General features: G+C 74.0%; 14 protein-coding genes. 10 read left to right on the plus strand and 4 right to left on the minus strand.

Annotated features, from left to right (window positions below; all coding sequences use genetic code 11):
* Nucleotides 1-3: 3 nt before the first annotated feature.
* Both gap and ACFYZ4_RS09860 read left to right on the plus strand, forming a co-directional pair.
* Nucleotides 4-1,002, plus strand: a complete 999-nt coding sequence (gene gap / locus ACFYZ4_RS09855) for a type I glyceraldehyde-3-phosphate dehydrogenase (RefSeq protein WP_351301536.1) — start codon at nucleotides 4-6, stop codon at nucleotides 1,000-1,002.
* A gap of 179 nt (nucleotides 1,003-1,181) precedes the next feature.
* Nucleotides 1,182-1,724, plus strand: a complete 543-nt coding sequence (locus ACFYZ4_RS09860) for a hypothetical protein (protein ID WP_390783516.1) — start codon at nucleotides 1,182-1,184, stop codon at nucleotides 1,722-1,724.
* A gap of 74 nt (nucleotides 1,725-1,798) precedes the next feature.
* Here the strand turns inward: ACFYZ4_RS09860 and ACFYZ4_RS09865 are convergent, their stop codons facing one another.
* Nucleotides 1,799-3,367: a glutamate synthase subunit beta gene (locus ACFYZ4_RS09865; RefSeq protein ID WP_390783517.1), complete on the minus strand. Its 1,569-nt coding sequence runs from the start codon at nucleotides 3,365-3,367 to the stop codon at nucleotides 1,799-1,801.
* A gap of 205 nt (nucleotides 3,368-3,572) precedes the next feature.
* Between ACFYZ4_RS09865 and ACFYZ4_RS09870 the strand changes: the two genes are divergently transcribed.
* Complete coding sequence (locus ACFYZ4_RS09870; RefSeq protein WP_384342951.1) at nucleotides 3,573-4,106, plus strand: kinase; 534 nt, start codon at nucleotides 3,573-3,575, stop codon at nucleotides 4,104-4,106.
* Nucleotides 4,107-4,162: 56 nt separating this feature from the next.
* On the opposite strand, the gene ACFYZ4_RS09875 is transcribed toward ACFYZ4_RS09870, so the two are convergent.
* Nucleotides 4,163-5,356: a serine hydrolase domain-containing protein gene (locus ACFYZ4_RS09875; RefSeq protein WP_390783518.1), complete on the minus strand. Its 1,194-nt coding sequence runs from the start codon at nucleotides 5,354-5,356 to the stop codon at nucleotides 4,163-4,165.
* Nucleotides 5,357-5,627: 271 nt separating this feature from the next.
* Between ACFYZ4_RS09875 and ACFYZ4_RS09880 the strand changes: the two genes are divergently transcribed.
* From ACFYZ4_RS09880 to ACFYZ4_RS09890, 3 genes are read left to right on the plus strand one after another with little or no spacing between them, the layout of a single operon-like run.
* Nucleotides 5,628-6,506 carry a MetQ/NlpA family ABC transporter substrate-binding protein gene (locus tag ACFYZ4_RS09880; protein WP_351295191.1) on the plus strand — a complete coding sequence of 293 codons (879 nt, stop codon included), beginning with the start codon at nucleotides 5,628-5,630 and terminating at the stop codon, nucleotides 6,504-6,506.
* Entirely contained in the window at nucleotides 6,503-7,519 is a 1,017-nt protein-coding gene (locus ACFYZ4_RS09885; RefSeq protein ID WP_390783519.1) for a methionine ABC transporter ATP-binding protein, read from the plus strand. Before ACFYZ4_RS09880 ends, ACFYZ4_RS09885 begins: the two co-directional genes overlap by 4 nt.
* The gene (locus tag ACFYZ4_RS09890; protein WP_390783520.1) at nucleotides 7,516-8,178 is read left to right on the plus strand and encodes a methionine ABC transporter permease; all 663 of its coding nucleotides are present in this window, start codon (nucleotides 7,516-7,518) and stop codon (nucleotides 8,176-8,178) included. The genes ACFYZ4_RS09885 and ACFYZ4_RS09890 overlap by 4 nt, the downstream gene beginning before the upstream one ends.
* 63 nt (nucleotides 8,179-8,241) lie before the next feature.
* On the opposite strand, the gene ACFYZ4_RS09895 is transcribed toward ACFYZ4_RS09890, so the two are convergent.
* Nucleotides 8,242-9,267 (minus strand): phytase, encoded by a 1,026-nt coding sequence (locus ACFYZ4_RS09895; RefSeq protein ID WP_384342907.1) that lies wholly within the window; start codon nucleotides 9,265-9,267, stop codon nucleotides 8,242-8,244.
* A gap of 279 nt (nucleotides 9,268-9,546) precedes the next feature.
* Here ACFYZ4_RS09895 and ACFYZ4_RS09900 point away from each other — a divergent pair, with 279 nt between their 5' ends.
* Nucleotides 9,547-9,876, plus strand: a complete 330-nt coding sequence (locus ACFYZ4_RS09900) for a VOC family protein (protein ID WP_390783521.1) — start codon at nucleotides 9,547-9,549, stop codon at nucleotides 9,874-9,876.
* A 60-nt stretch (nucleotides 9,877-9,936) separates the two neighbouring features.
* Here ACFYZ4_RS09900 and ACFYZ4_RS09905 read toward each other — a convergent pair whose 3' ends face one another.
* Nucleotides 9,937-10,716 carry an ABC transporter ATP-binding protein gene (locus ACFYZ4_RS09905; RefSeq protein WP_390783522.1) on the minus strand — a complete coding sequence of 260 codons (780 nt, stop codon included), beginning with the start codon at nucleotides 10,714-10,716 and terminating at the stop codon, nucleotides 9,937-9,939.
* Between the two features lie 149 nt (nucleotides 10,717-10,865).
* On the opposite strand from ACFYZ4_RS09905, the gene ACFYZ4_RS09910 reads away from it, so the two are divergent.
* From ACFYZ4_RS09910 to ACFYZ4_RS09920, 3 genes are read left to right on the plus strand one after another with little or no spacing between them, the layout of a single operon-like run.
* Nucleotides 10,866-14,192: an FtsX-like permease family protein gene (locus tag ACFYZ4_RS09910; RefSeq protein WP_390783523.1), complete on the plus strand. Its 3,327-nt coding sequence runs from the start codon at nucleotides 10,866-10,868 to the stop codon at nucleotides 14,190-14,192.
* Nucleotides 14,189-17,056 (plus strand): hypothetical protein, encoded by a 2,868-nt coding sequence (locus tag ACFYZ4_RS09915; RefSeq protein WP_390783524.1) that lies wholly within the window; start codon nucleotides 14,189-14,191, stop codon nucleotides 17,054-17,056. Before ACFYZ4_RS09910 ends, ACFYZ4_RS09915 begins: the two co-directional genes overlap by 4 nt.
* Nucleotides 17,053-18,009 carry an ABC transporter ATP-binding protein gene (locus tag ACFYZ4_RS09920; protein ID WP_390783525.1) on the plus strand — a complete coding sequence of 319 codons (957 nt, stop codon included), beginning with the start codon at nucleotides 17,053-17,055 and terminating at the stop codon, nucleotides 18,007-18,009. Before ACFYZ4_RS09915 ends, ACFYZ4_RS09920 begins: the two co-directional genes overlap by 4 nt.
* Nucleotides 18,010-18,013 lie beyond the last annotated feature (4 nt).

The following is an 18,013-nucleotide window of genomic DNA, read 5'->3' on the forward strand; positions in this document are numbered from 1 at the left end:
CTCATGACTCGCATTGCCATCAACGGATTCGGCCGCATCGGGCGCAACGTGCTGCGCGCGCTCCTCGAACGCGACAGCGACCTCGAGGTCGTCGCCGTGAACGACCTGACGGAGCCCGCCACCCTCGCTCGACTGCTCGCGTACGACACCACCTCGGGCCGGCTCGGCCGTCCGGTGACCGTCGACGGGGACGTCCTCGTCGTCGACGGGCACCGCATCAAGGTGCTCGCCGAGCGGGAACCGGCGCAGCTGCCGTGGGCCGAGCTCGGGGTCGACATCGTGCTCGAGGCCACCGGCCGCTTCACCTCGGCCGAGGCCGCCCGCGCCCACGTCAAGGCGGGTGCGCGGAAGGTACTGGTCAGCGCGCCGTCCGACGGCGCCGACGTCACCCTGGCGTTCGGGGTCAACTCCGACACGTACGACCCGGCGCTGCACACCATCGTCTCGAACGCCTCGTGCACGACCAACGCGCTCGCGCCGCTGGCCGCCGTACTGGACGACCTCGCCGGCATCGAGCACGGCTTCATGACGACGGTGCACGCCTACACGCAGGAGCAGAACCTGCAGGACGGCCCGCACCGCGACCCGCGCCGCGCCCGCGCCGCCGGCGTCAACATCGTGCCGACCTCGACCGGAGCCGCGAAGGCGATCGGCCTGGTGCTGCCGCAGCTCGAAGGCAAGCTGTCGGGCGACTCGATCCGCGTACCGGTCCCGGTGGGCTCGATCGTCGAGCTCAACACCACCGTCGCCCGCGAGGTGACGCGCGAGCAGATCCTGGAGGCGTACCGCGCCGCGGCGCAGGGTCCGCTGGCCGGCGTGCTGGAGTACTCCGACGACCCGCTGGTGTCGTCCGACATCACGGGCAACCCCGCCTCGTCGATCTTCGACTCGGAGCTGACCCGCGTCGACGGCCGCCACGTCAAGGTGGTCGCCTGGTACGACAACGAGTGGGGCTTCTCGAACCGCGTGATCGACACCCTCACCCTCCTCGCGACCCGCTGAGCCTGCGGCGCACACCGGCGGAGCTCCGGTCGGCCCCACGACGGGCCGGCCGGAGGGGCGTACGCGGATAGCGGGGTGCTCCGCTTACGTCAAGCCACGGGTTTCAGGGACGTGACCGTGCGGGGCGGGCCGGGGCCTACTGGATGTTCCCCTTCCCCACCTCGAACCCGGGAGCTTCCATGACCCACCTCTTCCGCACCCCGCGCTTCTTCGCCCTGGCCGCTTCGACCGTCGTGGTCGTGGGCGGCGCGCTGGTCCCGACCAGCGCGTTCGCCGCCGCCCCGGCGGCCCCGCGGGCCGCCGTGGCCGATGACCGCGTCGTGGCCCCCGATGATCAGGGCGGCAGCGACAACAAGGGCAACCTCCTGCTCGTCCAACCCGGCGGGAAGTCCCTCCTCGGCTCCGACCAGGGCCAGGACGACTCCGGCGAGAAGTTCAACCTCATCGGCCGGGGTGGTGGCTTCCTCTTCGGCGACGGTGACGGCACCGGCACCGGCACCGGCACGGAAGCGGGCACTGACGGTGGCGTGCGCTACGAACCGTCCAAGAGCCATACCTGGGTCTGTTTCGCCGCGCCCTGCGACGACCCGTTGGCGAAGCCCGCCCCGGAGACCCCCAACGTCCCTGACATCCCCGGCTTCCCCGGTGTTCCCGGCTTCCCGGGTGTCCCCGACATCCCCGGCCTGCCCCACTCCGGCGATCTGACGATCCCCAACGCGTGAGGCCAGTAGGACGGTTCGCCGCGGTGCGGGGCCGCCACCCCATCCGGTGGCGGCCCCGCACCGCGTGCGCCCGCCTAGAACTCCCCGTAGCGCATGCGCCCCAGAGCCGTCATCGGGCGGTCATGGGCGGCGACCGGAGCCGGGAGGCAGGTGGAGCCGGTCAGGTAGCGGTCCACGGCGGCGGCCACCGCCCGGCCCTCGGCTATGGCCCACACCACCAGCGACTGGCCGCGGCCCGCGTCGCCGGCGACGAACACTCCCGGCGCCCTTCCGCCGCCCGCCGCGAAGCCGGCGTCCCGCGCGAAGTTCCCGCGCTCGTCGAGCTCCAGCCCCAGCTGCTCGCGCAGGCCGCCGGCCCGCTCGGGGCCCGAGAAGCCGAGGGCCAGCAGCACCAGTCCGGTCGGTATGACGTGCTCGGTGCCGACGAGGGGACTGCGGGCCACCGGCTCGACGGCGGTCAGGTGCAGCGCCCGGACCCGGCCCGAGGCGTCCCCCTCGAAGCGCAGGGTGGCGGAGGAGAACAGCCGGGGGTCGCGGCCCTCGCACCCGCGGGCCTCCTCGTGGGCGTGGGAGATCCGGTACGTCCTCGGGTACACCGGCCAGGGTTCGCCGTCGGTCCGGCCCGTGCCGGGCTCGGGGTTGATGTCGAGCTGGACCACGGAGATCGCGCCCTGTCGCAGGGCGGTCCCTAGGCAGTCGGAGCCCGTGTCGCCACCGCCCACGATGACGACGTGCCGGCCCTCGGCGGTGACGGGCGACACGGCGTAGTCGCCCTCCCGCACCCGGTTGGCGCAGGTCAGGTACTCCATGGCCTGGTGGATGCCGTGCAGGCCGCGGCCGGGGACCGGTAGTTCCCGGCGCTCGCCGGCGCCGATCGCGACGACGACGGCGTCGCACCGGCCGCGCAGCTCGGCGGCGCTGGTGGAGGCCGCCCCGCCGGGGCTCACCGCGGGGCCCACCGCGGGGCCGGCTGCGGGGCCGGCCGCACAGCCGATGTCCGTGCCCGTGACGAACACCGTGCCCTCGGCCCGCATCTGCTCGATGCGCCGGTCCAGGTGGATCTTCTCCATCTTGAACTCGGGGATGCCGTAGCGCAGCAGCCCGCCGATCCGGTCGGCCCGTTCGTGGACCGTGACGGCGTGCCCGGCCCGGGTCAGCTGCTGCGCTGCCGCGAGTCCGGCCGGACCGGAGCCGATGACGGCCACCGTCTTGCCGGTCTGCTTCTCCGGCGGACGCGGGGTGAGGTAGCCGCGCCGCAGGCCCTCGTCCGCGATCGCCTGCTCGACGTTCTTGATGGTCACCGGGTCCGCGTTGATCGTCAGGACGCAGGCGTCCTCGCAGGGGGCCGGGCAGAGCCGGCCGGTGACCTCCGGGAAGTTGTTGGTCGCGTGCAGCCGCTCGTACGCCGCGCGCCAGTCGCCGTGGGCGGCGTACGCGTTCCACTCGGGTATGAGGTTTCCCAGGGGACAGCCGGTGTGACAGAACGGAATGCCGCAGTCCATGCAGCGGTCGGCCTGCCGGGAGACGAGCGGCAGCAGCGCCTGGCCCGCGTGGACCTCGCGCCAGTCCCCCAGCCGTTCCTCGACGGGACGGGCCGGGACGGCCTCGCGGGGGATCCTGAGGAAGCCGAACGGATCGGTCACGCGCCGCCTCCCTGGATCGTTCGCGAGGGGGGCACGGCGTGGGCGGCGCACCGTGCTCCTCGTACGCGCATTCTGTGGCGGTTCGACCAGATTACGCCGCCTTCGCGCCAGCGCTCCGGGTGAAGGGAATCCGGTGAACGAGCGGGCGCGGAAGGTGACGACCGCCCCCTTCACGGCGGCGCCGGCGGGTAGCGTTGCGCGGATGATGGTGGGCACCCCGGACACCCGGCTGGTCGTGCTGCGCGGGAACAGCGCCTCGGGCAAGTCGTCGGTCGCGGCCGGCCTGCGCGAGCGGTTCGGGCGCGGCCTGGCCCTGGTCGGCCAGGACGTCCTGCGCCGTGTCGTCCTGCGCGAACGCGACCGGCCGGACGGCGCGAACATCGGCCTGATCGACACGGTCGCGCGGTACTCCCTCGACGCCGGCTACCACGTGGTCGTCGAGGGCATCCTCTACGCCGACCACTACGGCGGCATGCTCGCCCGGCTGCGCGCCGACCACCGCGGCCCGACCCACGGCTACTACCTGGACGTGCCCTTCGAGGCGACGCTCGCCCGGCACGCGACGAAGCCGATCGCGGACGAGGTCTCCGAGGCGGAACTCAGCTCCTGGTACCGGCCGCTCGACCTGCTGCCCGGCGGGGTGGAGACGGTCATCGGCGCGGCGAGCGGACTCGACGACACCGTCGGACGCATCCTGCGCGACACCGGCCTCGCCGGCCTGCCCGCGCGGGAGGAGTGACGGCGCGGGCGCGGCCGATGGGGCGCGGGCCGGGCCCGTCTTCGTGGCCGTCGGGGTCAGTAGCGCAGCAGGGCGCAGACGAAGTCCTCCTGGACCTTGCGGACCCGTGCGAGCAGGTCGGGGTTGGTGTCGAGGGACGTCTGCGTGGTGATCGAGAAGGTCAGTGAGCGCCGGCCGTCCTTCGTGGCCGCCGCCAGCTGTGTGTAGCCGGGGGTGTTGCCGGTGTGGCCGTAGACCGTTCCGCAGCGTGTGGTGTAGCGGTAGATGGCCAGGCCGGCCTCAGTGCGGCCGGGGCCGGGGGGCTGGGACAGTGCGCCGCGGATGAAGGTGAACTGCTGCCGGCGGGTGCGCTCCGAGACGAGCGAGCCGCCCGCGTAGCCCCGGATGAACGCGGTCAGGTCCTTCGGCGTCGAGACGATGCCCCCGGCCGCCCAGGCCCCCGAGGCGCTGATGGCCTCGCTGACGTCGACGGGTCCGGTCTGCGGGTCGATCTGGTAGCCGTGGAGGAAGGGTACGGGCAGCCGGTAGCCCTGGGGCAGGCTCGTCTCGTTCAGGCCCAGCGGCTCGTAGACGAGCTCGCGCAGCAGTGCCTCGTACCGGCGTCCGGTGGCGGCCTCGGCCATCAGGGCGATGGCGATGTTGTCGGAGTTGGAGTACTGGTAGCGGCTGCCCGGCCGGAAGGCGAGGTCCTCGCCGGCGACGAACTCCAGCAGGCGCCGGGACTCGAACCGGTGGCGGGGGTCCTCGGAGATGATGTCGACGAACCCGCGGGACGCCGAGTAGTCGGGCAACCCGCTGGTGTGGTTGAGCAGTTGACGCAGTGTCACCTCATGCCATGCGGTCGGCTGGGCGGGCAGCACCTCGCCGATCGTGTCGTCCAGGTGCAGTCGGCCGCGGTCGACGAGCCCCAGGGCCACCGCTCCACTGAAGGCCTTGGCGACGCTGGCGATCCGCATGTGGTCGGTCGCCCGCGGCGGTCGGCCGCTCTCCACGTCGGCCACACCCGCCCGGTAGACCGTCGTACGGTCGCCGTCGCGCAGGACGGCGATGACGCCGGGCGGCCCGTCGGGGCGTTCCACGAGCTCCCGCAGTTCCCGGTTGAGGGGGGACGTGGGCGCGGGGGTGCGGTCGGCTCCGGCCTGCGCGGGCTGCACGGTGGCGCCGAGCAGGGCGCCGCACACGGCGGTGGCGGCGGCCAGGCGCAGTGACGGGCGGATCCGGCGGGCGTGGCCGTACGGGCGTGGGGACATGGAGGGACCTCTCGGGGACGACTGGGCGCGGTGGCCCCACGATGGCAGGAGCGCCGGCGATGCCGGTGGCGACACGGCCGGGCACGGGCCGGCGGTGGCCCGTCCGGCCCTGACGGGGGCCGCGACGCGAGTTTCTTCGAACTTCCCACCGGCACCCTTCTATTCATTGCAGAATCATGAATAGAACCTCACATTCGAAGGTTGCAAGGCGAATTCGATCTACGATCCATTCATCGCTCGTTCGACTCTTCCTCTGCACATGGATCACACAATGATTTCTGCACTCCCGCGCCGACGTACCCTGCTCGCCGCATCCGCCGCCACCGTCCTCGCGCTCCTCGTGTCCGGCTGCGGCACCGGAGGCGGAGACGCCCACCGCATCCGGGTCGGCGTCTCCGGCGACTCCCCGGAATGGGACGTCCTCGCGAAGGAGGCCAAGAAGGAGGGCCTCACCGTGGAGACGGTCGTGTTCGACGACTACTCGCTGCCCAACAAGGCCCTCAGCGCGGGCGACATCGAGCTCAACGCCTTCCAGCACCTGGTCTTCCTCGCGCAGTCGAACACCGAGAACAAGGCCGACATCGCCCCCATCGCCGCGACCACGGTGGTCCCCCTCGGCCTCTACTCCAGCAAGCACAAGCAGCTCGCGGACCTCCCCGACCGGGCCGAGATCGCCCTGCCCAACGACCCCGCCAACCAGGGCCGCGGACTGCGCGTGCTGGAGCAGGCGAAGCTCATCGAGCTGCGGAAGGACGCCGGGCTCTTCGCCACGCCCGACGACATCACCGCCAACCCGAAGCACGTCAAGCTCACGCCGGTGAACGCCCAGCAGACCCCCCGTACCCTCAAGGACACGGACGCCGCGATCATCAACGACGGCGTCGCCGAGCTCGCCGGCATAGCCGCCGACACCGCGCTGTTCAAGGACGATCCCGCCGCCCCGCAGTCCGTCCCGTACCTGAACGTCATCGCCGCCCGCGCGAACCAGAAGGACAACGCGGACTACCGGAAGATCGTCGAGCTGTACGGCTCCCAGGCCGTGCAGGACGAGGTCCGCCGCACCAGCAACGGCACCGCGCACCACGTCGAGCTGCCCGCCGCCGACCTCCAGGCCGAGGTCGCCCGCATCCAGAAGCAGCTGAAGCGATGACAGCGGCCGTGGAACTGCGCGACGTCCACAAGGAGTTCCCGGGCGGAGCGCGCGCCGTCGACGGAGTCACCCTGTCCGTCGAGGCGGGCAGCGTCTTCGGGGTCGTCGGCCACAGCGGTGCGGGCAAGTCCACCCTGCTGCGCCTGGTCAACGGCCTGGAGGAGCCGACCTCGGGCAGCGTCCTCCTCGACGGCCAGGACATCTCCGCCCTCGGCGAGCGCCGCATGCGCCCCCTCCGCCGCGACATCGGCATGATCTTCCAGCAGTTCAACCTGTTCCGCTCGCGCACCGTCCTCGGCAACGTGCTCTACCCGCTGCGCCTCGCCGGGATGGACCGCGCGGCGGCCCGGGCCCGCGCCGAGGAGACGCTGGACTTCGTCGGCCTCTCCGGGCACGGAAAGCGCTACCCCGAACAGCTCTCGGGCGGCCAGCGCCAGCGCGTCGGCATCGCCCGCGCGCTCGCCACCCGTCCGAAGGTCCTCCTGTGCGACGAGGCGACCTCCGCCCTCGACCCGCAGACCACGGGCGAGGTGCTGGCCCTGCTGCGCCGCGTCAACCGCGAGCTGGGCGTCACGATCGTGCTCATCACCCACGAGATGGAGGTCGTACGGACCCTGTGCGACCGCGTCGCGGTCATGGAGGACGGCAAGGTCGTCGAGAGCGGCGAGGTGTACGAGGTCTTCGCGCGGCCCCGCCACGCGACCACCGCCGCCTTCGTCCGCTCCGCCCGCCACAGCGAGCCGGACGAGGCACTCCTGGAACGGCTGCGCGCCCGCCACCCCGGCCGTCTGATCACACTGCCCGTCGCCGACGGCAGCCCCTCCCTGGACGGCCTCTCGGAGGTCCTGCACGTCCACGGCGTCGAGTTCACGTTCGTCCACGGAGGCATCGCCGAGGTACGGGGACGTCCCCTGGGCAGCGTGACCCTGGAACTGCGCGGCGAAGCCGGCGCCGTCGATGCCGTCGTCGCCGCGCTCTCCGTCCCGGACCGTGCGGAAGCGGGTGTCCGGTGAAGGCCGACTGGAGCACGTTCTGGCCCAAGGTCCTCGACGCCACCGGCGAGACCGTCTACATGGTGCTCATCACCCTGGCGCTGTCGACCGTCAGCGGACTGACGGTGGGGCTCACCCTCTACGCCACCCGCAAGGGCGGCGTCCTGCCCAACCGGATCGTGCACACGGTCCTGGGCCTGCTCATCAACATCATCCGGCCCGTCCCCTTCATCATCGCGATCGTCGCGCTCGCCCCGGTCACGCGCGGGGTGGTCGGCACGATGATCGGAACGAACGCCGCGATCTTCCCGATGACGGTCGTCGCGACCTTCGGGGTCGCCCGCATCGTGGAGTCCAACCTGCTGTCCGTCGAACCCGGTGTGATCGAGGCAGCGCGCTCCATGGGCGCGAGCCCGCTGCGGATCATGCTCACGGTCCTGGTCCCCGAGGCCCTCGGACCCCTGGTGCTCGGCCTGACCTTCATGCTCGTCGCGCTGATCGACTTCTCGGCGGTGGCCGGCACGGTCGGCGGAGGAGGCGTCGGCAACCTGGCGATGACCTACGGCTACCTGCGCTTCGACACCTCGGTGATGGTGGTGACGGTGCTCGTGCTGATCGCACTCGTCCAGTCGGCGCAGCTGCTCGGCAACGTGGTGTCCCGCAAGGTGCTCCGGCGCTGACGCCGCGCGCGGGCACGGCACGGCTCGGACGGGCGCCGGCGGGACCGCCGGCGCCCGGGGCGATCAGCCGAACCGGGCGGTGATGCGCTGCAGCGGGACGAACTTGAAGTTCTGGTTGCCGCTGGTGCCGGGGGCGCCGTTGGAGCCGTCCTGGCAGATGAAGACGCCCTGGGGGAAGGCCGGGCCGAGGTTGGCCGCGGTGGCGTCGATGCCGTCGGTGTCCTCGCAGTCGTCGGCCGCGGTGCCGTTGGAGACGGAGAAGCGGCCGAGGTAGGCGCGGGTGGTGCGGTCGTACACGGTGAAGTCGTTGCTGCCCTGGGAGGAGACGTAGATCCGGTTCCCGGCGGCGGTGATGCCCTCGGTGTCGGCGGTGATGTGGCCGCCGGAGCCGGTGGAGTCGAGCTTGGTGCGGCTGGTGCCGGCAGTGGGCTCGGCTCCGTACACCCACACGCCGACGTCCTCCTCGCCGAGGTAGAGCTTGCCGGTGGTCTCGTCGGCGTAGCAGCCCTCGACGGCGGAGCCGGCGTCCCACAGGCGGACGGAAGTCGCCGTCACCGCATCGCCGTTGACGGCGAGCTCCCACTGCTCGACGCGGCCGGAGGTGGAGTTGGGGAAGGCGTAGAGCTTGCCCGAGGCCGGGGAGGTGTAGAGGCAGATGCCGTGCGCCGTGACCTCGGTGGGCACGTCCTTCAACCGCTTGAGCTGCCGGGTCGCGGGGTCGATGCGGTAGATGTGCATGGCGCCGTTGCCGTCGGCGGCCTCGTCGTCCGCCGAGACCACTATGTTGCCGCGCAGGTCGACGTTGTTGCCGTAGTCGCCGGTGATCCGCTGGATGCGGGCGCCGGTCATGTCGTAGACCTCCAGCGCGCCCTTCTTGTCCGTGGCGACGACCACCGACTTGGCGGGATCGGTCGGGTGGACCCAGATGGCGGGGTCGTCGGCGGCGTCGCCGCTGTGCGAGACCGGGGCGGTCTCCACGGTGGCCGTGACGGATACGGCCGCGGCGTGGGCCGGAGCGGCCGGCAGGGCCAGTGCGGCCAGGACGGCGGCGGGCAGGGCGGCCGTGCGGACGGAAAGGGCGAAGGACACCGGGTTCCCCTCGGTCGGGTGAAGGACAGGAGGAGGGTAGAGAGGCCCGGCGAGCGTGGCGTGAACGGCAGTTGAACCGGCCGGGGCATCGCGCCGGGCCGGGGGTGCCTCAGGGGCGGGGCTTCCGGCGCCTGTGGCCCGGAGCGGTAACTATGCTGGCGGGGCCCGGACATCGCCCCATCGCACCACCCGGCGGACCGGCAACGAGCGCCATCCGTACGGCACTTTCCGTACGGCCCCTTCCGTACACCACCCACACCCGCCAGGAGCCGGAGCCCCATGAGCGACCCGATCGGCATTCGCGCCACGCTGATCGTCCTGTACTCGCCCCGGCTCGAAGAGTGCCGGCGCTTCTACGAGGACCTGGGCCTGCGCTTCACGAGCGAGCAGCGCGGACGGGGCCCGCGCCACTACGCGGCCACGCTGGCGGACGGTGCGGTCGTCGAGCTCTACCCCGCCCGCCCCGACCGCGAGACCGGTGCCCTCCGCCTGGGGCTCACCCTCGGCGGCGCCGACGCGACCCCGCCGCTCGCGCCCGGGCGCCACCTGCTCACGGATCCCGACGGCCGGACGGTCGACATCCACGCGACGGAGCGGCCTGACGCGTGATCCCGAGCCTGCCCTGCGGCACGGTCACCGTCGCGGCCACCGTCACTGCCGCGGTCACCGTCACCGGCTGACCACCTCGGCCACCTCGCCCGCTTCGGTCCCGACGACGCGGCCGTCGCGCAGTTCCACGACGCGGTCGGCGAGTTCGATCAGGTTCGGGTCGTGGGTGGCGACCAGGATGGTGACCGACTCGCTCCGTACGACCGCACGCAACAGTTCCATGATCGACCGGCCCGTCTCCGAGTCGAGCTGACCCGTGGGTTCGTCCGCGATGATCAGGTCGGGCTCGTTGGCCAGGGCGCGGGCCACCGCGACGCGCTGCTGCTGGCCGCCGGAGAGCTCGCCGGGGCGCTGCTCGGCGTGGTCCGCGAGGCCGACCAGGGCGAGCAGGGTCCGGGCGCGCTCCTCGCGCTCCTTGGCGGGCATGCGGCGCAGTCGCATCGGGACGCCGACGTTCTCGGCGGCGGTGAGGACGGGGATCAGGCCGAAGGACTGGAAGACGAAGCCGATGCGGTCGCGGCGCAGGGCGAGCAGGTCCGCCTCGTCGAGCGTCGCCAGGTCGGTGCCGTCGAGGGTGATCCGGCCGCTGGTGGGGGCGTCCAGGCCGCCCACGAGGTTGAGCAGGGTGGTCTTGCCGGAGCCCGACCGGCCCCTGAGCGCGGTGAGTTCGCCGCGGCGGACCTCGAAGGACACGCCGCGCAGGGCGTGGACGGCCTGGGGTCCGCTGCCGAAGCTGTGGTGCAGGTCGTCCACCACCACGATCGGAGGGGTGGCGCCTTCCCGGGCCGCCGGGACCTCCGGAACCGCCGCCGCCACCGGTTCCTGATGGTTGTCACTCATCGCCTGCACTCCCCCGTCGAGTTGCTTTCTGATCGCATTTGCGCATCTACCGCACCCATCACGCAAGCCCCTTCCCTCTCTGGCTCGAATCTGACAGCATCGTCCGCTATCCGGTACCGAAGGTCCGGACGGGGGAGGGAATCCAACACGTGCTCGGCTTCGTCGTGCGCCGACTGCGCGGGCGATGGCCGCTCGCCGTCGCCGTACTGCTCACCGTACTGATCACCGCGACCGCCCTGACCGCGCTGACGGCATTCACCCGCGGCGTGGAGCAGGAGGGGCTCCGGCAGGCCCTGACCGGCTCGGAACAGGCCCGGACCACCGTCGTGGTCACCAGCGGCCATCCGGCCTCCTCCCGCGCCAAGGACGACGAGTCCCTCCAGGCCTACGCGGACGAGGTGTTCGGGCGGCTTCCGGTCACCGCCGAGAGCGTGGCCCGCAGCCGTTCCTACGGACTCCCCGGCGCGGCCGCTTCCGGCCACGACGCCGACCTGACCCTGCTCGCCGCACTCGGCCGGGAGCACGTCCAGCTGCTCGCGGGCCAGTGGCCCGCACCGGTCACCGCCACCGGGACCGGCACCCCGGCCGCACCGATGCAGGTGGCCGTGCCGCGCGCGGCGCTGGCCCGGCTCGGCCTGGCCGAGTCCGCGCTGCCCGCACCGGTCCGGCTGGACGACCGCTTCGACGGCGCCGCGCTGACCGTGCTGGTCACCGGCGTGTACCGGGCCTCCGATCCGGACGCCGGGTACTGGCGGCTGGACCCGCTCGGCGGGCGGGAGATCCAGTCCGGCTCCCTCGCCACCTACGGCCCGCTCCTGGTGGACGACAGCGCCTTCACGACCGGCGGCCTCCTGCAGAACTACCGCCTCACCCTGCTGACCCCGGACCTGCGCACGATCCGCATCCCCGAGGCCGAGGCCGTCGGGACCGCGGCGAAGCCCGCCGGGGACGCCCTCGAACGCACCACCTCCCTCCGGGCCGCAACCGAACTGCCGAAACTGATCTCCGAGTTGGACTCCGGCATGCTCGTCGCCCGGTCCACCCTGATGGTGGGAGCGCTCCAGCTCGCCGTCCTGTCCACCGCCGCCCTGCTCCTCGTCTCCCACATCCTGACCGTGCGTCAGGAACCGGAGCGCGTCCTGCTCACCGCGCGCGGCGCCTCCCGCCGGCGCCTCGGCGCACTCGGCGCGGCCGAGTCGCTGCTGCTCGCCCTGCCCGCCGCCGTCCTGGCACCGCTGCTCACCCCGCCCCTGCTGCGGCTGTTCGGCCGGTTCGGACCGCTCGGGCAGGTCCACCTGGAGATCCCGGACACCTGGCTGGTCTGGCCGGTCGCGGCCGGCTGCGCCCTCGCCTGCGTCCTGCTGACGACCCTGCCCTCCGTCCTGCGCGGCGCCTCGGCCGCGGTCCTGCGCCGGGCCGGCGGCAGGCAGGCCCTGGTGACGGGCGCCGCCCGCTCCGGCCTGGACCTGGCCGTGATCGTCCTCGCGGTCCTCGGCTACCAGCAGCTGTCACAGTACGGAGGCACGGGCGCCCAGGGGCCCGACGCCCCCGCCGACGGCGGGCTCGGCATCGATCCGGTCCTGGTCGCCGCCCCGACCCTGGCCCTGTGCGGGGGCACCCTGCTGGTCCTGCGGCTGCTGCCGTTCGCGGCGCGGGCCGGCGGCGGGCTGGCCGCGCGCGGCCGGAGCCTCGGCCCGGCCCTGTTCGGCTGGCAGCTCGCCCGACGGCCCGGCCGGGCCACCGGACCCGTACTGCTGCTCGTACTCGCCGTCTCCAGCGGGATCCTGGCCCTCGGCCAGCACACCGCCTGGTCCGAATCCCAGCGCGACCAGGCCGACTTCATGACCGCGGGCGGCCTGCGGATCTCCGGGAGCAGCATGGCCCCGATGGGGCAGGGCGGACGCTACGGGGCACTGCCGGGCGCGGACCGTCTGATTCCGGTGGTCCGCCGGGCCCAGCCGGTGCCCGGCGGTGGCACCACCGACATCCTCGCGGTGGACGCCGCCAAGGTGGCCGCAGCGGTACCGCTGCGCGCGGACCTGCGCGGCGGCCACGGGATGCGGGAGCTGTTCGCCCCGCTCGCCGCGCAGGGTCCGGACGCCCCGACGGGGCCCGTGGCCGCCGACGCGGCCGGAGCCAGCCCCGGGCAGGCTCCCGGTGTCGCCCTGCCCGGCTCCCCCCGCCGGGTCGAGCTCGGCGTGACGGTACGGTCCGCCGGTACGAGCTGGGCCGCCGTGAGCCTGCTGCTGCGCGACCGGTTCGGGGCGACCCACGGGACCCCCTCGGTCACGCTGCCCACCGGCGGCGACGCCACGCTCGCCTTCCCCCTGGACTCCCTGACCGGTGCCCCGGTCGGTTCGGCCGCGGCCCCGCTGACCCTGGCGGGGATACGCCTCTCGTACGCCGGGGACGAAGGCCCCGCGGGCGACGGCAGCGAACTGACCCTGCGCCGGATCGGCGTCTCCGACACCGCGGACGGCGCGGCGACGGCGGTCGCCGTGCCCGGATCCGCGGCCACGGGCGGCTGGCGGTCCGCGCCCCCGCAGGGACCCCGCAACCTGCGGGCCCCCGTGCTCGCCCCGGTTCCGGCCGGTTCCACGGACCACCTGCAGGTCCGGTTCTGGGGCGGGGCCGGCACCGAGAAGGGTGTCAGCGCCGTGCTGTTCCCGGCGCCCACCGCCCCCGCCCCCGCCGCGGTCCCGGCGGTCGCCACCACCGGCTACCTGCGGTCCGTCAGCGCCTCCGTGGGGGCGACGGTCCCCGTCACGCTCGACGGTGCGACCGTCCCGATGCGGATCACCGCCGCCGTCGACTCCCTCCCGGTGGTCGGACGGTCGGGTCTCGCCGTCGACCTGCGCACGCTGGGCCGGTTCCTGGTGGAGTCCGCCGGCCAGGTGCCGGCCCCGCCCACCGAGTGGTGGCTGCCCGCCGCCTCGGCCGCCGATCCGGTCCCGGCCGGCGCGGCGACCGCGCTGCGCGAAGGGTCCAGGACCGAGCACGTCGAGCTGCGTGAGGAGATCACCGCGCGCCTGCTGGAGGACCCGCTGAGCGCCGGCCCGCAGAGCGCGCTGGCCGCCCTCGCCGCCGCGTGCGCGGTCCTGGCCGCCATCGGCTTCGCGACGTCCACCGCCGCCGAACGACGTGTACGCGGACGGGAGTTCTCGGTGCTGCTCGCGCTCGGCACCCCGCGCCGGTCGCTGGCCCTGGCGTCCGCCGCCGAAGGCGGGGTGCTGATCGTCATCGGGACCGCCGTCGGGACCGGACTGGGGGTCGCCCTCGTCCATCTGATGGCGCCCCTCGTCGTGCTGACACCCGCCGCCGGGCGGCCCTTCCCGCCCGTACGGGTGGACCTGCCGTTCTGGCAGACCCTGCTGACGGCCGCCGCCATCGCCGCCGTTCCCCTGTTGTCGGCCCTGCTCAGCGGCCCCCGGGGCCGCGACATCGCCGCCCGGCTGCGTCCCGTGGAGGAGATGTGACCACCACCCCGCCGCCGTCCGCGCCCGCCCCGCGGCCCGCGCCCTGGGTCAGGACCCGGTTGCGGGCGGCTCCCCTGGGCACCCTGCTCGCCGCCGCGCTGGCGTTCGTCGCCGTCCTGCTGGCCGCCGCGCTGCCGCGGGCCCAGGACCGGGGCGCCGACCAGGCCCTGAGGTCCTTCCTGGAGCGCAGCGGGCACACCAACACCAGCCTGCAGGTGACCGCGCCGGCCCCGGTGCGCGGCCAGAGCGCCGAAGCCCTCGACGGGACGCTGAAGAGCCTCCTGTCCCATACGGGCGACACCTTCCACGTCGACCCGGACGCGGTGGTCCACGGCACCCGGACCACCAAACGGCAGCCGCTGCTGAATCCGGAACTGTCCCGCCCGTCGGGCTTCCCGCCCGCGATGTCCCTGCTGTACGTCCAAGAGGCCCCGGCCCACGTGAAGCTGGTGGAGGGGCGCTGGCCGAGCGACACCCGCCCGCCGGCCGGCGCGCCCGAGCGCTCCGCCGCGTACGATCAGCCGCTGCAGGTCGCCCTCTCGCAGCGCGCCGCCGAGACCCTCGGTGCGCGCCTCGGATCCGTCCTGAGCAGCACGCCCCTCGTCAACGGCACGCCGTCCGTGGAGGTCGTCGGCCTCTACGCGGTCCCCGACCCGGCCGAGGACTTCTGGGTGGGCCTCGACTGCCTCCCGCGCGCCTGTGAGCACTACAACGGGGAGAACCTCTCCTGGCACGTCGACGCCCTGATCGGGGCCGGGGACCTCGGCCGGATGGACACCTGGGGCGACACCGCCGAGGACTTCTGGCGGCTTCCGGTGGACGTCGGCCGGCTGCGGGCCGACCGTCTCGACGCCACGACGAAGGAGATCGCCTCGTACGTGGCCGGGCCCACCGCCGCCTCCCTCACCCGGGAGACCGCCCGCCTGCGGCTGCGGACCACCTCGTGGCTGCCCGAACTGTTCAAGCAGGCGCACGACCGCAGACAGGCCGCCGCGCCGCTCGCCCTGATCGGACCCGCCGGGGTCGGCGGGGTCGCCTTCGTGGTCCTGTGCCTGGCCGGCGCACTCGCCGGGGACCGCCGGGACGCCGAGCTGCGCCTGCTGCTGGCGCGCGGCGGCTCGCGCGCCGGCATCGTCGGCCGGCTTCTCGGGGAGGGAGCCGTCACGGTGCTCCCGGCGGCCGCGGCCGCCACCGCGCTCGCCGTCCTGCTGTTGCCCACGCCCCGGCTCGCCCCAGCGCTGCTCTCGGCCGCGGTGGTCGCCCTGCTCGCCCTGCTGGCCTTCCCCGTACGGGCGGCCGTACTGCTGACCCCGGCGCGTCCGGCCGGGCGGTGGCGCAGGCCCCTGGCCGAACTGCTCGTCCTCGTCGCCACGGCCGCCGCCGTACTGGAGGTCCGCCGCCGTGGGGTCGCCCCGGCCGGCGGCGACCCGGACCCGCTGCTGATCGCGGCGCCGCTGCTGCTCGCGCTGTGCGGTGCGCTGCTGCTGGCCCGGCTCCAGCCGGTCGTGACCGGCTGGCTCGCACGCGCGGCCGGCCGCCGCTCCGGGCTGGTCGGCTTCCTCGGGCTGGCGCGGGCCGCCCGCGGGTCGGGGGCGGCGGGGAGGCAGGCCCGTGGCCGCGGCGGCCCCTCCGTCCTGCCGATGGTCGCACTGCTCCTCGCCATCACCACCGGGGGATTCGGGGCCGCCGTCCTGGACTCGGTGGACGCGAACCGGCTGGGGGTGGCCCGGCTGGCGGTCGGGGGCGACGCGGCGATCACCGCGTTCGGGAAGGCCTCGCTCCCGGACGGGCTCGCGAAAGCCGCGGGCGAGCTGCCCGGCGTACGGACGTCCGTGCCGCTGTGGATCGACCACGACTCCTCGGTCGTCGGCACCACCCAGCGCTCCACCCAGGTCTCCGTGATCGTCGTCGAGCCGGGCGCGTACGCGGAGCTGTCCCGCGCCCTCGGCTGCGGGTCCTTCGACCCCGCCCTGCTGACCTCGGGAGCCGGGCAGGCCGCCGACGCGCCCGTGCCGGCGCTGTTCAGCACCGGCCTGGCACGGCTGGCCGGTCCGGGCACGTACACGCTGCGGCCGGGCAACGGCGGAGAGCTGCGGGCACGGGTCGCCGGCGTGATCGACTGCACCCCGGCGCGGCCCGCCCGGGACGCCGCGACCGTCGTGCTGCCGGCGGGCCCGGCGGCGGCCCTCATCGGCGCCGGCCAGCCGAACCAGTGGCTGGCCCTGGGTTCCGTGGACGGCGACCGGCTGCGCGCGCTGGTCCGGGCCGCGCTCCCGCCGGCGTCATCGGCTCAGGCCCCGTCGCCGTCCCCGGCTCCGGCTCCGGCACTCGCGGCGGGTCAGGATCCGGCCTCCCCGGCCCACCCCGCCGACGACGTGTATCCCGTACGCACCAGTGCGGAGGCCGTCGCCGAGCTGGGCGCCGATCCGCTGCAGCGGTCGGCCGAGCGCCTCTTCTGGGCCTCGGTGGCCGGAGCGGCCGGCTTCGCGCTGCTGGCCGTACTGCTGACGCTGATGCGGAGCGTCCCCGAACGTGCGGCGCTGCTGGCCCGGCTGCGCACCATGGGGCTGCGCCGCCGCCAGGGTGTGGCGCTGATCCTCGCCGAGACCCTGCCGCAGACCCTGGCCGCGACGCTGGGCGGGGCCCTGGTGGCGGCGGCCGCGGTGGCGTTGCTGGGCCCGGCGATGGACCTGTCCACGCTGGTCGGCGCGAGCGTGCCGACCGGGGTACGGCTCACCGCGGGGCCCGTACTGACCCAGGCCCTGGGCCTGGCCGCCCTGGTCGCCGCGGCCGTGCTCGTCGAGGCGGCGACATCCGGGCGACGGCAGATCACCACCGAGTTGAGAGCGGGAGACCAGCGTTGAACACCGACCAGCCGACGTACGAGGAGCTGCGCCGCCGGGCGACGGCCGCCGCGGAGCCGCGCACCCCGGCGATGGACGCCGCGATCGCCTGCGACCGTCTGGTCCGGATCTTCAGCACGGACGGCATCGAGGTGCAGGCCCTGCAGGGGCTGGAGTTGACGGTCGCCCAGGGCGACCTGGTGGCTCTCGTGGGCGCCTCGGGCAGCGGCAAGTCCACCCTCCTGAACATCCTGGCGGGCCTGGACGTCCCGACGGCGGGCAGCGCGGCGGTCGCCGGCTACGACCTGCTGGAACTGTCGGCACGGGACCGGCTGCGCTACCGGCGCGAAGCGGTCGGGTTCGTCTTCCAGCAGACGGCCCGCAACCTGCTGCCGTTCCTGACGGCCGCGCAGAACGTGGCCCTGCCCATGCAGTTGAAGGGCGGTGGCGGGCGGCGCGGCGCGGGCGCCCGCCGCGCCGCCCGGGTCGGGAAGATCCTCGACGCCCTCGGCATCGGCGAACTGGCGCACCGGCGCCCGGCGGAACTGTCCGGCGGCCAGCAGCAGCGCGTCGCGATCGCCGTGGCGATGGCGAACGACCCCAGGGTGCTGCTGGCCGACGAACCCACGGGCGAACTGGACTCGGAGACGGCGGCGGCCGTCTTCGAGACCTTCCGCACGGTGAACAAGGAACTCGGCGTGACGGTGGTCATCGTGACGCACGACCCCATGGTGGCGGGCGAGGTCCGGCGCACCGTGGCGATCCGCGACGGCCGCACCAGCAGCGAGGTGCTGCGCCGCCTGGTCACCGACGAGCACGGCGAGGAGTCGATCAGCGAACGCGAGTACGTCGTCCTGGACCGCTCCGGCCGCGTCCAGCTGCCCCCGAAGTTCCTGGAGGCCCTGGGCATGGAGCACCGCCTGGCGGTCGACCTGGCCCCGGACCACATCGAGCTCCGCCCGGACCGCAGCTAGCGAT

This window comes from Streptomyces sp. NPDC001513 (assembly GCF_042894695.1).
Classification (GTDB): domain Bacteria; phylum Actinomycetota; class Actinomycetes; order Streptomycetales; family Streptomycetaceae; genus Streptomyces.

Bases quoted from the DNA above. Each gene is read 5' to 3' on its own strand.
- gap (WP_351301536.1), top strand. From the start codon at position 4: ATGACTCGCATTGCCATCAACGGATTCGGCCGCATCGGGCGCAACGTG.
- ACFYZ4_RS09860 (WP_390783516.1), top strand. From the start codon at position 1,182: ATGACCCACCTCTTCCGCACCCCGCGCTTCTTCGCCCTGGCCGCTTCG.
- ACFYZ4_RS09870 (WP_384342951.1), top strand. From the start codon at position 3,573: ATGGTGGGCACCCCGGACACCCGGCTGGTCGTGCTGCGCGGGAACAGC.
- ACFYZ4_RS09875 (WP_390783518.1), bottom strand. From the start codon at position 5,356: ATGTCCCCACGCCCGTACGGCCACGCCCGCCGGATCCGCCCGTCACTG.
- ACFYZ4_RS09880 (WP_351295191.1), top strand. From the start codon at position 5,628: ATGATTTCTGCACTCCCGCGCCGACGTACCCTGCTCGCCGCATCCGCC.
- ACFYZ4_RS09885 (WP_390783519.1), top strand. From the start codon at position 6,503: ATGACAGCGGCCGTGGAACTGCGCGACGTCCACAAGGAGTTCCCGGGC.
- ACFYZ4_RS09900 (WP_390783521.1), top strand. From the start codon at position 9,547: ATGAGCGACCCGATCGGCATTCGCGCCACGCTGATCGTCCTGTACTCG.
- ACFYZ4_RS09905 (WP_390783522.1), bottom strand. From the start codon at position 10,716: ATGAGTGACAACCATCAGGAACCGGTGGCGGCGGCGGTTCCGGAGGTC.